Source organism: Mycobacterium sp. 1245805.9 (assembly GCF_001672915.1).
Taxonomy (GTDB): Bacteria; Actinomycetota; Actinomycetes; order Mycobacteriales; family Mycobacteriaceae; genus Mycobacterium.
On the sequence record NZ_LZKR01000076.1, the window covers coordinates 21,838 to 34,874 of the forward strand.

Annotated in this window: 11 protein-coding genes; 4 read left to right on the plus strand and 7 right to left on the minus strand. The window is 68.0% G+C overall.

Annotated elements, in window-relative coordinates; all coding sequences use genetic code 11:
- Window positions 1-88: 88 nt before the first annotated feature.
- The 6 genes from A9X00_RS11230 to A9X00_RS11255 all read right to left on the minus strand — a co-directional run bounded on the left by A9X00_RS11230 (window position 89) and on the right by A9X00_RS11255 (window position 6,573).
- Complete coding sequence (locus A9X00_RS11230; protein WP_067152891.1) at window positions 89-379, minus strand: hypothetical protein; 291 nt, start codon at window positions 377-379, stop codon at window positions 89-91.
- A 70-nt stretch (window positions 380-449) separates the two neighbouring features.
- Window positions 450-2,231 (minus strand): PPE family protein, encoded by a 1,782-nt coding sequence (locus tag A9X00_RS11235; RefSeq protein ID WP_067152893.1) that lies wholly within the window; start codon window positions 2,229-2,231, stop codon window positions 450-452.
- 137 nt (window positions 2,232-2,368) lie between these two features.
- On the minus strand, window positions 2,369-3,598 hold the full coding sequence (locus A9X00_RS11240) for a PPE family protein (RefSeq protein WP_067152895.1): 1,230 nt from the start codon (window positions 3,596-3,598) through the stop codon (window positions 2,369-2,371).
- A gap of 119 nt (window positions 3,599-3,717) precedes the next feature.
- Entirely contained in the window at window positions 3,718-4,773 is a 1,056-nt protein-coding gene (gene dmpG / locus A9X00_RS11245; protein WP_067152897.1) for a 4-hydroxy-2-oxovalerate aldolase, read from the minus strand.
- A gap of 51 nt (window positions 4,774-4,824) precedes the next feature.
- Entirely contained in the window at window positions 4,825-5,745 is a 921-nt protein-coding gene (locus tag A9X00_RS11250; RefSeq protein ID WP_067152899.1) for an acetaldehyde dehydrogenase (acetylating), read from the minus strand.
- Window positions 5,746-5,787: 42 nt separating this feature from the next.
- Complete coding sequence (locus A9X00_RS11255) at window positions 5,788-6,573, minus strand: 2-keto-4-pentenoate hydratase (RefSeq protein ID WP_067152901.1); 786 nt, start codon at window positions 6,571-6,573, stop codon at window positions 5,788-5,790.
- Between the two features lie 72 nt (window positions 6,574-6,645).
- Here A9X00_RS11255 and kstD point away from each other — a divergent pair, with 72 nt between their 5' ends.
- The 4 genes from kstD to A9X00_RS11275 all read left to right on the plus strand — a co-directional run bounded on the left by kstD (window position 6,646) and on the right by A9X00_RS11275 (window position 12,101).
- Window positions 6,646-8,328: a 3-oxosteroid 1-dehydrogenase gene (kstD, locus tag A9X00_RS11260; protein WP_067152972.1), complete on the plus strand. Its 1,683-nt coding sequence runs from the start codon at window positions 6,646-6,648 to the stop codon at window positions 8,326-8,328.
- A gap of 1 nt (window position 8,329) precedes the next feature.
- Window positions 8,330-9,190 carry a MaoC family dehydratase gene (locus A9X00_RS11265; protein ID WP_067152903.1) on the plus strand — a complete coding sequence of 287 codons (861 nt, stop codon included), beginning with the start codon at window positions 8,330-8,332 and terminating at the stop codon, window positions 9,188-9,190.
- A gap of 55 nt (window positions 9,191-9,245) precedes the next feature.
- Complete coding sequence (locus tag A9X00_RS11270; protein WP_067152905.1) at window positions 9,246-11,000, plus strand: patatin-like phospholipase family protein; 1,755 nt, start codon at window positions 9,246-9,248, stop codon at window positions 10,998-11,000.
- 153 nt (window positions 11,001-11,153) lie between these two features.
- Complete coding sequence (locus tag A9X00_RS11275; RefSeq protein ID WP_067152907.1) at window positions 11,154-12,101, plus strand: adenylate/guanylate cyclase domain-containing protein; 948 nt, start codon at window positions 11,154-11,156, stop codon at window positions 12,099-12,101.
- Between the two features lie 55 nt (window positions 12,102-12,156).
- Here the strand turns inward: A9X00_RS11275 and A9X00_RS11280 are convergent, their stop codons facing one another.
- A complete protein-coding gene (locus A9X00_RS11280) occupies window positions 12,157-13,002 on the minus strand; it encodes a hypothetical protein (RefSeq protein WP_067152909.1) in 846 nt (281 codons plus the stop codon).
- Between the last annotated feature and the right edge of the window lie 35 nt (window positions 13,003-13,037).

Sequence of the window (13,037 nt, forward strand, 5' to 3'; positions counted from 1 at the left end):
GCCTAGACGCTAGAACGTGTTCTACTTTTTAGTCAATGGCGAACGTTCCCGCGCGTCGCCGACAGCGTTTCGAGACGACACCCGCTCGCTATGGCACGCACTGCTGCGACAGGTCGATCAGATGCTGCCGCACATCGGGATGCCGATTCAGGTAGTCGATGACGTTGCCGCCGCCACCCTCGGCCTGGGACCTGGCCTGCAGCTGCTGCTTCACGTCCGGGTGCCGGGTCAGGTACGAGTCGATGGACTGACCCACGGTCTGATCGCATTGGGGATCGGCGCCGGCCAGCGGCATCGCGAGCACGGGGGCGCCCAGTATCCCGGCGGCAACCAGGCCGCACAGTCCGCGCCGGAGGGGGCTCAGAGTTTTCACGGTCATCGGATCGTTCCTTTGCCAGAGACGTCGCGATCAACACTACCCGCGGCGACGGCAACCGAACCGGGCTCCGCTAGCGCCCGAAGCCCGACACCCGGGTGCCCGCGTTGAACCCGCCCGAGCTCTCGTCGCCCGAAATGCCGATGCCGGAAACTATGTCGCCCGAGTTGAGGATGCCGGCGGCATCCGAGCCGCTGTTCCGGATACCCGCGTCGGCAGTCCCCGTGTTCAGCAGGCCCGAACTGTCGCCGAAGCCGGCATTACCGAAGCCCGAGCTGGTGATTCCCGAATTGAAGAAACCCGATTCGTCGCTGCCGGTGTTGCCGAAGCCCGAGTTCGGGCCCGGACCCGTGCCGGTGAAGCCGAAGCCGGTGTTGAGCGCCCCCGCGTTGTAGGCACCGGTATTTGTGCTGCCGGAGTTGCCCCAACCCGTGTTCGTGTTGCCCGAGTTGAAAAAGCCGGTGTTGACAAGGCCCGAATTGAAGCTGCCCGTGTTCAGCTCACCGCTATTGAAATTGCCGTCGTTCAGCTCGCCCCCGTTGCCCACACCCATGTTTCCTAGGCCACCGTTTCCGGCGCCCGTGTTGATGCTGCCGGCGTTGGCGAACCCGGTGTTGAGGTCACCGGCATTGCCGAATCCGAAGTTGTGCCCCACCGGCAATGCGCCGACGACATGGCCCGAGTTCCCGATCCCGATGTTGCCGTTGCCCGAGTTGAACAGGCCGACGTTGCCGCTGCCGGAGTTGAAGAAGCCGACATTACCGGTGCCCGAGTTGAACAAGCCGATGTTGTTGCTGCCGGAATTCAGCAGCCCGGCCAGGTTGATGCCGACCTGGTTACTGCCGGTGAGGCCGATGCCGATGTTGTTGGTGCCGGTGTTGCCGAAGCCGATGTTCCCCGCCCCGTCGTTGCCGAAGCCCCAGTTGCCACTGCCGGTGTTTCCCGCACCGACGTTGTTGTTGCCACCGCCGTTCCCGAGACCGACGTTCGAGTTCCCGGCATTGCCGAAGCCGAAGTTGTTGTTGCCGCTGTTTCCGCCGCCGACGTTGGCAAGACCAAGGTTTCCGATGCCGACGTTTCTGTCGCTCGTGACGCCGAAGGTGCCGTTGCCGAATCCGAGATTGGAGTTGCCGACGTTGCCGAAGCCCACGTTCCCACTGCTCGGAATGCCGACGACGCCGTTGCCACCGCCGATGTTGCCGCTGCCGAAGTTTCCGCTGCCGATGTTCTGGCTGCCGGTGTTGCCGCTGCCCGCGTTGAGGCTGCCGGCGTTGCCGCTGCCCAGGTTGGCGTGGCCGATGTTGCCGATCCCCAAATTTGGCAGACCCGCCAGCAAGTCCTGCAGTGTCTGCGCCGGCGCCAGCGCCGCAGCGGCCGCCGAGGCCCCGGAGTAGTAGCCCGACATCGCCGACACGTCCCGGGCCCACATCGCCTCGTAGTCGGCCTCGGCTTGGGCGATCGCCGGCGCATTCAGCCCAAACCAGTTCGACGTCACCATCTGGACCAGCGAATTGCGGTTGAGCGCCACCATGATCGGCTGCACCGTCGCCGCCTGGGCCGCCTCGAACGCGCTGACCACCGCGCGGGCCTGCCCGGCGGCCCCCGCTGCGTGCGCGGCCGCCTGGCTGAGCCACCCCGTATACGGGGCGGCCGCAGCCGTCATCGCCGCCGACGCCGGGCCCTGCCACGGCTGACCGGCCAGCCCCGAGGTCACCGACCCGAAGGACGAAGCAGCCGAACCCAATTCGGAGGCCAAGCCTTCCCAGGCCGCCGCCGCCTCCAACAACGGGCCCGACCCCGCGCCCGAAAACATCAGCAGCGAATTGATCTCCGGGGGCAGCACCATAAAGCTCATCGGATAGGTCCTCTTCTCGGCCCGACTGGACACGACAAGCGGAAACGCTAGGGCACCCCTATACGAAAATCTCGATTTTCAGCAGACCGGGCGAGACCGCACTACGCATGGACCGACGCCCCGCGGTGTGCCGAAGGTTAGTTGGCCCGGGCTTCCGGTTCGGGCGCGTCGTCGAGCGCCAGCGCCACTCGCTCGCGTTCCCCCGCCTCCGCCGGGGTCTCCGAGGCCTTGGGTTTGGCCGCCGAGACCTCCGCGGCCGGCCCGGCCGCGGCCTGTGTCGTCCCGAGTGGTGTCGCGGCCACCGGAATCGTTTCTTCGACTTCCGCGACTTCCGATGCCACCGCTTCCTCGACTGGCGGCGCGGCTGGCGCGGTTTCCTCCACCTTGGCCGGCGGACCCTGCTGAGCCGACGGGGTGGTCGACGAGTTCGACGCCCCCATAGCGGCGGACGCCATCATCATCGCGCCCATGCCACCGGCGCCGAGCATGCCCATGCCGGGAGCGGAGCCGCCGCCACCACCACTCACGGCAGCGGCGTTCGCCGCGCCCGCGTCTCCGGTTCCGACGTAGCCGCCGCCGGTGGCCGCGGCTCCGGCGGTGGGATCGGCGGTGCCGACACCACTCGCGTAACCGCTGTCCGCGCCCCCGGCAGCGACCGCGCTACCGGCAGTGTCGCCTCCTCCGCCGCCGCCAGCGGCGCCACCCGAGGCCACGCCGCCCGCGCCGTCGCCGCCCCCACCGCTCGAACCGGCCGCGGCTGCGCCGCCCGCGCCGGTGGCGGCGGTACCACCCGCCGGGCTCGAGGCGCCGGCGCCGATGCCGCCCAACCCGGGCAGGCTCGGAATCGGCGGCAGGCTCGCCTGCCCCGATAGCAATTGCCCGGCCGCCGCCGACGCGCCGCCGTGGTAGCCCACCATCGCCGTCACGTCCTGGGCCCACATCTCCAGGTAGTTGAACTCGGTCTCCGCGATCGCGGGCCAGTTCTGCCCGAACAGATTGCTCATCACCAGCTGAACCAGGCCGTTGCGGTTGGCCTCCACCTGCAAGGGATGCACCGTCGCCGCGAGCGCGGTCTCGAATGCGCTGACGACCGCCTGGGCTTGGGCCGCCGCCCCGGCCGCCTGCGCAGCCGCCGCATTCAACCACCCGGCGTACGGAGCGGCGGCGGCCGCCATCGCCTGCGCGGCCGCACCCTGCCAGGCCTGACTGGCCAGCGTCGACGTCACCGATGCAAACGACTGTGCGGCGGACGACAACTCAGACGCCAGCCCGTTCCAGGCCGCCGCGGCCTCCAGCATCGGGGCCGAACCCGCGCCCGCGTACATCAGGAGCGAGTTGATCTCCGGCGGCAACGTGAAAAAACTCATCCGAACCCCTCGCGCATGCAGTCGACAGAACAACGCTAGGCCAAGGCCGGCGGAGGATCGGTGCCTTCCGCCGTTTTCAAAGAATTCTAGGCCGAATCGGCACGGCGCCGGCGAGACGCCTAATGCGTGACGACGGCGCCGCTCTCTTGCTCGCGCTTGATTTCCAGGGCGATGTCGATGAGCTGGTCTTCCTGCCCGCCGATGAGCTTGCGCTGGCCGGCACGGTGCAGCAGCGCGTGGGCGGGCACGCCGTAGCGCTCGGCCTGCCGCACCGCGTGCTTGAGGAAGCTCGAGTAGACACCCGAGTACCCCATGATCAGGGCGTTTCGGTCGAGCACGCATTCGGCCGGCATGGCCGGGCGCACGACGTCCTCGGCGGCGTCGGCGATGTCGAAGAAGTCGATGCCGGTCTTCACGCCGATCTTGTCGAACACCCCGATCAGGGCCTCGACGGGCGCGTTGCCCGCGCCGGCTCCGAACCGGCGGCAGGACCCGTCGATCTGTTTGGCCCCGGCGCGGACGGCCTCCACCGAGTTGGCCACGCCCAGCCCGAGGTTTTCGTGGCCGTGGAAGCCGACCTGGGCGTCGTCGCCCAATTCGGCGACCAGCGCCGCCACCCGGTCGCGCACCCCTTCGAGGACCAGCGCCCCGGCCGAGTCGACCACGTAGACGCACTGGCAGCCGGCGTCGGCCATGATGCGCGCCTGGGCGGCCAGCTTCTCCGGCGGAATGGTGTGGGACATCATCAGGAAGCCGACGGTTTCCAGGCCTAGCTCGCGGGCCAGGCCGAAGTGCTGGATCGACACGTCGGCCTCGGTGCAGTGCGTGGCGATCCGGCAGATCGAGCCGCCGTTGTCCTGCGCTTCCTTGATGTCCTCTTTGGTGCCCACCCCGGGCAGCATCAGGAACGCGATCTTGGCCTCTTTGGCGGTCTCGGCCGCGAGCTTGATCAGCTCCTGCTCGGGCGTCTTGGAGAACCCGTAGTTGAAGCTCGAGCCGCCCAGCCCGTCGCCGTGGGTCACCTCGATGACGGGCACGCCGGCAGCGTCCAGGGCGGCCACGATCGCCCCGACCTCGTCCTTGGTGAACTGGTGGCGCTTGTGGTGGGACCCGTCGCGCAGGGACGTGTCCGTCATCCGGACGTCCCAGATCGGATTGAAGAAAATGTCACTCATGGCGCCACTCCTCCTCATCGCTGCGCTCTGCATCGTCGCTGGCGCGGTCACTCATGCCTGCGCTCCTCCCGCCGATGCGGTCAAGGATTCCTTCGCGATCTCCTCGCCGACCTTGGTGGCCGCCGCGGTCATGATGTCCAGGTTGCCCGCGTACGGCGGCAGGTAATCCCCGGCGCCCTCGACCTCGACGAACGTGGTGACCAGGGCCTGACCGCCCGAGTTGAGCGACGGGTCGTCGAACTGCGGCTCGTTGAGCAGCCGGTACCCGGGCACGTAGGTCTGCACCTCGGCGACGACGTCGTGGATGGACTTGGCGACGGCGTCGCGGTCGGCGTCCTCGGGGATGGCGCAGAAGATGGTGTCGCGCATGATCATCGGCGGGTCGGCGGGGTTCAGGATGATGATGGCCTTGCCGCGCTCGGCGCCCCCGATCGTTTCTACGCCGCGCGACGTGGTCTTGGTGAACTCGTCGATGTTGGCGCGGGTGCCGGGACCCGCCGAAACGGAGGCCACCGAGGCGACGATCTCGGCATACGGAACCTCGACGACCCGAGAGACGGCGTAGACGATCGGGATGGTGGCCTGCCCGCCGCAGGTGATCATGTTGACGTTGGGCGCGTCCAGGTGCTCGCGCAGGTTCGCCGGCGGGATCACCGCCGGGCCCACCGCGGCCGGGGTCAGGTCGATGGCCCGGATGCCGGCGGCCGCGTATTTCGGCGCAGCGTCCCGATGCACGTAGGCGCTGGTCGCCTCGAACACCAGGTCGGGTTTCTCCGGCTGCGCCAGCAACCAGTCCACCCCCTCGTGGGTGGTTTCCAAGCCGAGCTTGCGGGCCCGCGCCAAGCCTTCGCTTTCCGGGTCGATGCCCACCATCCAGCGGGGTTCCAGCCAGTCCGACCGGAGAAGCTTGTAGAGCAGGTCGGTGCTGATGTTTCCCGACCCGACAATGGCCACACTCGCCTTGGACGGCATGATGCTCCTCGTTTTCTGGACTAATTCAAAGCTATTCCGGCGCTATTCAAAGGACAACCGCACGGAACCCAGTCCCGTGAAGTCCGCGACGAACTCGTCTCCAGCGCGTGCATCTATCGCTCGCGTGCACGATCCCGGTAACACGATGTCACCTTTTCGCAGCCGCACCCCGAAGCTTTCCACCTTGCGGGACAGCCACGCCACGGCGGTGACGGGGTTGCCCAGCACGGCGTCGCTGCGGCCCTCGGCGATCACCTCGCCGTTGCGGGTCAGCACCGCGTCGATCGCCTTGACGTCGATGTCGGCCGGCGATACCCGGGCCTTGCCCAGCACGAAGCCCGCCGACGAGGCGTTGTCGGCGATGGTGTCGCACAGCGCGATCTTCCAGTCGGTGATGCGGGTGTCGATCAGCTCGATCGACGGGACCAGCGCCTCGGTGGCCGCCAGCACGTCGTCCTCGGTGCAGCCGGCGCCGGGCAGGTCGTCGGACAGGATGAAACCCACCTCGACCTCGACCCGGGGGTACAGGTAGCGGCCCGCCTTGACCGGGATGTCCTCGAACACCTGCATCTCGTCGAGCAGGTGACCGTAGTCCGGCTCGTCGACCCCCATCATCTGCTGCATGGCCTTGCTGGACAGCCCGACTTTGTGGCCCAGCACCTGGGCGCCCTCGGCCACGCGCTGGCGGATGTTGATCAGCTGAATCTCGTAGGCGTCGACGACGTCGATGTCCGGGTACGCCGCGGTCAACGGGGCGATGGGCTCACGGCTGCGCTCGGCTTGCGCCAGGTCGGCGGCCAGCTCGTCGCGGATCGCAACACTGAGCATTTACCGAAGTCCCCTCGTTCTCGTGACCGGGCCGGTAGCGCCCAACCCGGGCAATTCTATAACGTGTTCTACATGACATCGCAGGAGTACGACGTCGTCGTGGTCGGGAGCGGCGGAGCCGGCATGGTGGCCGCCCTTGCCGCCGCGCACCGAGGCCTATCGACAGTAGTCATCGAGAAGGCCCCCCATTACGGCGGCTCCACCGCGCGGTCCGGGGGCGGGGTGTGGATTCCGAACAACGAGGTGCTCAAGCGCGACGGGGTGAAGGACACGCCCGAGGCGGCCCGGAAGTACCTGCACGGGATCGTCGGCGACATCGTGGAGCCGGAGCGCATCGACACCTACCTCGAGCGCGGCCCCGAGATGCTGTCCTTCGTGCTGAAGCACACGCCCCTGAAGATGTGCTGGGTGCCGCGCTACTCCGACTACTACCCCGAGGCGCCGGGGGGCCGCGCGGACGGGCGCTCGATCGAGCCCAAGCCGTTCAACGCCCGCAAGCTCGGCGCCGACGAAGCGGGCCTGGAGCCCGCCTATGGCAAGGTGCCGCTCAACGTCGTTGTGATGCAACAGGACTACGTGCGGCTCAACCAGCTCAAGCGGCACCCGCGGGGCGTGGCGCGCAGCCTGAAGGTGGGCGCGCGCACGATGTGGGCCAAGGCGACCGGCAAGAACCTGGTCGGCATGGGCCGGGCGCTGATCGGGCCGCTGCGCATCGGGTTGCAGCGCGCCGGGGTTCCGGTGCAGCTGAACACAGCGCTCACCGACCTTTATGTGGAGGACGGCGTGGTGCGCGGGGTGTACGTTCGCGATACCACCGCATCGGATTCCGTTGATCCACAACTCATCCGGGCCCGGCGCGGCGTGATCTTGGCCAGCGGCGGGTTCGAGCACAACGAACAGATGCGGGTGAAATACCAGCGTGCCCCCATCACCACCGAATGGACCGTCGGGGCCAAGGCCAACACCGGCGACGGCATCCTCGCCGGCGAAAAGCTCGGCGCCGCACTGGATCTGATGGAGGACGCCTGGTGGGGCCCGACGGTGCCGCTGGTGGGCGCGCCGTGGTTCGCGCTGTCCGAGCGCAACTCGCCGGGCTCGATCATCGTCAACATGTCGGGCAAGCGCTTCATGAACGAGTCGATGCCCTACGTCGAGGCCTGCCACCACATGTACGGCGGGGAATTCGGCCAGGGTCCCGGACCGGGTGAGAACATCCCGGCATGGCTGGTGTTCGACCAGCAATACCGCGACCGCTACATTTTCGCGGGACTGCAACCGGGGCAACGCATTCCGCGCAAGTGGCTGGATTCCGGCGTGATCATCCAGGCCGACACGCTCGAGCAGCTGGCCGAGAAGGCCGGTCTCCCGGTGTCCGACTTCACCGCCACCGTGGCGCGGTTCAACGGGTTCGCGCGATCGGGCGTCGACGAGGACTTCCACCGCGGGGAGAGCGCCTACGACCGGTACTACGGCGACCCCACCAACAAGCCGAACGCCAACCTCGGCGAGATCAGCCACGCGCCCTTCTACGCCGCCAAGATGGTGCCCGGGGACCTGGGCACCAAGGGCGGCATCCGCACCGATGTGCACGGCCGGGCGCTGCGCGACGACGGCAGCGTCATCGAAGGCCTTTACGCCGCGGGCAATGTGAGCGCGCCGGTGATGGGCCACACCTACCCCGGCCCGGGTGGCACCATCGGGCCGGCTATGACCTTTGGCTACCTGGCCGCACTGCACATCGCGGGGGCCAACTAGCATGCCGATCGACGTCGACGTCGCGCTGAACGCCGAGCTGGATCCCATCGAATTCTCTTGGGTCAGCAGCGATATCCAGCTGTATCACCTGGGGCTGGGCGCCGGGTCGGACCCGATGGATCCGCGCGAGCTGCGCTATCTGGTGGACGACACCCCGCAGGTGCTGCCGACGTTCGGCAACGTCGCCGCCACCTTTCACATGACCAAGCCGCCGACGGTGCAGTTCCCCGGCATCGACATCGAGCTGGCCAAGGTGTTGCACGCCAGCGAGCGGGTCGAGGTGCCCGGGCCGCTGCCGGCGTCGGGCTCGGCCAAGGCCGTCACCCGGTTCACCGACATCTGGGACAAGGGCAAGGCCGCGGTGATCTGGAGCGAGACGACGGTCAGCGCCCCGGACGGCACGCTGCTGTGGACGCAGCGGCGGTCGATCTTCGCGCGCGGCGAGGGCGGCTTCGGCGGTGAGCGCGGGCCGTCGTCGTCCGATGGGGCGCCGGACCGGGCGCCCGACCTGGAGGTCGACGTGCCGATCCTGCCGCAGCAGGCGCTGCTGTACCGGCTGTGTGGCGACCGCAACCCGCTGCACTCCGATCCCGAATTCGCCGCCGCCGCAGGGTTTCCCAGGCCCATCCTGCACGGCCTGTGCACCTACGGCATGACCTGCAAGGCGATCACCGACGCGCTGCTCGACGGCGATGCCGGCGCGGTGGCCGCGTACGGCGCGCGGTTCGCCGGCGTGGCGTTTCCCGGTGAAACGCTCAAGGTCGGCATCTGGAAGGAGAACGGCCGCTTCGTGGCCACCGTTGTCGCGCCGTCGCGCGAGAACGCCGTGGTGCTCTCCGGCGTAGAACTCGTGCCCGCATAGCGCCTTCGCTCCGAGCGGACTACCGCTAAACGGCGCAATATGCTTTCGTCCTTTCATGGTCGCTGAACGGCAGCCGCCCGAACCGCGTGCGGCCGACGAGCGAACGGCGCTGCGCAGTATTCCGATATTCGCCGAGATCGACGACGGACAACTCGACCTCCTCACGAGCACCGTCGATCGCCAGCACGTCCCCGCCAACGAGTGGCTCTTCCAGATGGGCGACCCGTCGGACTCCATCTATGTGATTGCCTCGGGACGGTTCGCGGCCGTCGGCCTCGATGGACAGGTGCTTCGTGAGATGGCATCCGGTGATTCGATCGGAGACCTGGGCGTGATCACCGGCGCCCCTCGCTCGGCCGGCGTACGGGCCCTTCGCGACGGCGTCGTCTGGAGGATCGCCGCCGACACATTCAGCGAAGTGCTCGCGAAGGCGCCGCAACTGCAATCGGCGATGTTCCGGGCGATGGCGGTGATGCTGCGCGAGTCACGAGCCGCCACCGTCTCTCGCGGTCGCCGGGTCGTCGGCGTGGTGTCGACCGGCGATGCGGTCGCGATGCCGATCGTCGACGCGATCGCGGCTCGCCTGCGATCGCACGGCCAGGCCGCCGTCGTCGCGCCGCCCGTCGAAACGACGGCCGCGGCCAACCATTACGGCGAGCTCGTCGACGCGTTCAGCGAGACCCTCGACCGCGTCGAGCGCAGCAACGACTGGGTCTTGCTGGTGGCCGACCGAGGCTCGGGCGACAGCTGGCGACGGTATGTCACCGCGCAAAGCGACCGAATCGTGGTCCTCGCCGATCGGGCCCGTCCGCCCGAATCGCTCGAACCGCCCGTGACGCAAGGGCCGGTCCACCTGGTCACCTGCAGCGTGGTACCGGATCCGAGCTGGTGGGACCTGCTGCAGCCGATCTCGCATCACCCCGCCGACGCCGACGGCATCGGCGCGCTGGCGCGCCGGATCGCCGGCCGGTCTCTGGGTCTCGTGCTTGGGGGTGGGGGCGCGCGGGGCCTCGCGCATTACGGGGTCTACGAAGAGCTCACGCGTGCCGGCGTCGTCATCGACCGGTTCGGCGGAACCAGTTCCGGTGCCCTCGCCGCCGCCACCTTCGCGCTGGGCCTGGACGCGCGGGAGTGCACCGCGGCGGCACGCAAGTACGTCGCGGAGACCAGGCCGGTCAGCGATTACACGATCCCCGCGATAGCCCTCACGCGAGGTCGCCGTGTCGACCGACTGATAGAGGGATTCTTCGGCAGCAGCACCCTGATCGAGCACCTGCCGAGGGAGTTCTTCTCCGTCTCCACCGACATCATCACGGGCGATCAGGTCATCCATCGGCGAGGGCTGCTGTGGGTCGCCGTGCGCGCATCGATCTCGATCCCCGGCCTCCTGCCGCCGGTGCAGCATCGCGAGCGGCTCCTCGTCGACGGCGGACTGATGAACATCCTGCCGGCCGACGTGATGTGTTCCGACCCCGATGGCGAGGTGATCTGCGTCGATCTGCGCACGACGTGGGTGCCGTCGAAGGGCTTTGGCCCGCTACCGGCAAAACTTCAGCCTCCCGCGTTCATCCGGCGGCTGGTGACCGGCACGGACGTAGCCCTCCCGCCGCTGCAAGACACGTTGCTTCGCAGCGTCGAACTCGCGGCCCCCAAGTGGAACCTGCGCGAGCTTCCCCGAGTTACGGCGATCATCGAGCCGGACGTCTCGGCGATCGGTCCGTTGGACTTCAAAAACATCGACGCCGCGCTGGCGGCGGGACGGATGGCGGCCCGCGCGGCCCTCGAGTCGCAGCCGGCGCTCGCTCGCTGAGCGTCGGATACGATTAGCCCTGCAGCTAACAGCTCAGCATCTTCAGATGGCAGACGCTTAGTGTGTGCACAGGGTGGTCAGTGCGGGCGGGGCAGCCAACGATGGGTCTCGCTCGCACAGGCGGCCGTTCGAGTGCGGCGAGGTCGGTAGGCCATGCGCTCCGATTGGTGGGACCAGCCGCTGGCCCAGCTGGTCGTGCACGTGAACGGCGGCGAGAAAATCGTGCCGATCTTCGATCAACTGTTCGTGGGCCGTCAGTGCGCAGGCATCGATGACGAGCGCCGACTGGTTATCCCGGATCCGAACATCTCTCGCAACCACCTCGAGATCCGCCTGGACGCCGCCACCGACCGGGCCTACCTCATCGACACCAGCACCAATGGAACATTGCTCAACGGCATGCCGCTGGAGCGCGCCATGCAGGTCCCCATCAAACCCGACGACCGGATCTCGATAGGCGACGTCGTGCTGATCTTCCGGTCGGACCGGTTCACTGCCGCGGGATTGACGAACACCAGCCCGACCCTGACCCGGATCGTCGAGGAGACCATGGTGATGGTCGTCGGCGATATCACGAACTACTCGACGATCTCGGAGGTCACCGACAACCGGGTGATCGCCCAGAGCCTGAACTATCTTTGGCGCGACCTCAACAGTGTCCTGCGGGCCCATCGCGGCACGCTCAACCATTACGCCGGCGACGCACTCTATGCCGTCTGGGAGTTGCGGACGATCCCAAAGGCCAACGAGCTCGCGATCGACTTCGCGCTGGCCGCGAACCGGAGGGTCGAGGAGCTCGGCCCGACGCTCCCGCTGCGTAGCCCGGACGGCTCGCCGATCCGGATGGGCTGGGGCGTGGTGCAGGGCCGGGCCGCGATCGCCGCGATGACGAGAACGGTCACGGCCGTGATCGGCGACGCGACCAACGTGGCCTTCCGGCTGGCCGGCATCGCCGGGCGGGCCGGGCGCCCGGCCGTGATGGTCAGCAGCGGCGTCCACGCCGCCGCCGAGGCGCAATACGTTTGGGGCGACTCCGAGCAGGTGGAGATCAAGGGCCGGCGCGGAATGGAGACCGTTTTCCCGGTTGTCGCCCGCGCATAGCTCGGCTTTCATGCCGACCGTGCGGCTGGCCGCACGTTCGGTCTCGACTGTGCGGCTAGCCGCACGCTCGCCGGGCGAATGCCGCCCGAACGCGGTCGACGATGTCGACCGGCCCGTCGCCCGCGACCACGCGTACGACGAACCAGCCGCACCGCCGTAGCCTCTCCAATCGCCTTACGTCCCAGGTGTATTGCTTGCGATCGCTGCGGTGCTGGTCGCCGTCGTATTCGACGGCGACCTTGACGTCCTCCCACCCCATATCGAGGTAAGCGAAGACATTGCCGACCTCGTCGAAAACCGGGATCTGTGTCTGCGGTCGCGGTAGGCCCGCTTGGATCAGGACCACACGCAACCAGGATTCTTTGGGTGATTGTGCACCCGGATCGGACAGGTCTGCCGCCCGGCGTGCTCGTGCGATGCCCCTGCGTCCGGCGTATTTTCGAGCCAGCAGCTCGACGTCAGCCGCTTTGATTTCCGTTGCTCTGGCGAGGGCGTCGATCGCCGCCACAGCGGTCATGGTCGGGTACCAACAGCCGAAGTCCAGTGCCGTCCTCACCGGCGAGGTGACCCGCATACCGGCCACCAGCTCGATCTCGTCCTCCTCGATACGGTCCCCGTGTACCTGGATGCCAGGTGGACTGCGCCGATTGTCGTGAAGCAACTCCACGACCTTCGCATCGTCGACCCATCTGCTGCCACGCAGAGCGGATGCGGCGAACCCCGCGACAACACCTCGGCGTCCGCTCCATAGCCACCCGGCTTTGGCGCGTAGTTCGGCGGTGATGGCGACATCACGCTCCACGTACACGTCTGGGAAGAGTCGGCGAAAGTGAGTGGCCAGCTGCGACTTGGTCAATGCCCCTGTGGCAATGGCCGAGCTACCGATGAATGGCTCTCGCACTACGGCAGCGTGGCAGGAAGCCGCAGTACCGTCAC

Bases quoted from the DNA above. Each gene is read 5' to 3' on its own strand.
- A9X00_RS11230 (WP_067152891.1), bottom strand. From the start codon at position 379: ATGACCGTGAAAACTCTGAGCCCCCTCCGGCGCGGACTGTGCGGCCTG.
- A9X00_RS11235 (WP_067152893.1), bottom strand. From the start codon at position 2,231: ATGAGCTTTATGGTGCTGCCCCCGGAGATCAATTCGCTGCTGATGTTT.
- A9X00_RS11240 (WP_067152895.1), bottom strand. From the start codon at position 3,598: ATGAGTTTTTTCACGTTGCCGCCGGAGATCAACTCGCTCCTGATGTAC.
- dmpG (WP_067152897.1), bottom strand. From the start codon at position 4,773: ATGAGTGACATTTTCTTCAATCCGATCTGGGACGTCCGGATGACGGAC.
- A9X00_RS11250 (WP_067152899.1), bottom strand. From the start codon at position 5,745: ATGCCGTCCAAGGCGAGTGTGGCCATTGTCGGGTCGGGAAACATCAGC.
- A9X00_RS11255 (WP_067152901.1), bottom strand. From the start codon at position 6,573: ATGCTCAGTGTTGCGATCCGCGACGAGCTGGCCGCCGACCTGGCGCAA.
- kstD (WP_067152972.1), top strand. From the start codon at position 6,646: ATGACATCGCAGGAGTACGACGTCGTCGTGGTCGGGAGCGGCGGAGCC.
- A9X00_RS11265 (WP_067152903.1), top strand. From the start codon at position 8,330: ATGCCGATCGACGTCGACGTCGCGCTGAACGCCGAGCTGGATCCCATC.
- A9X00_RS11270 (WP_067152905.1), top strand. From the start codon at position 9,246: ATGGTCGCTGAACGGCAGCCGCCCGAACCGCGTGCGGCCGACGAGCGA.
- A9X00_RS11275 (WP_067152907.1), top strand. From the start codon at position 11,154: ATGCGCTCCGATTGGTGGGACCAGCCGCTGGCCCAGCTGGTCGTGCAC.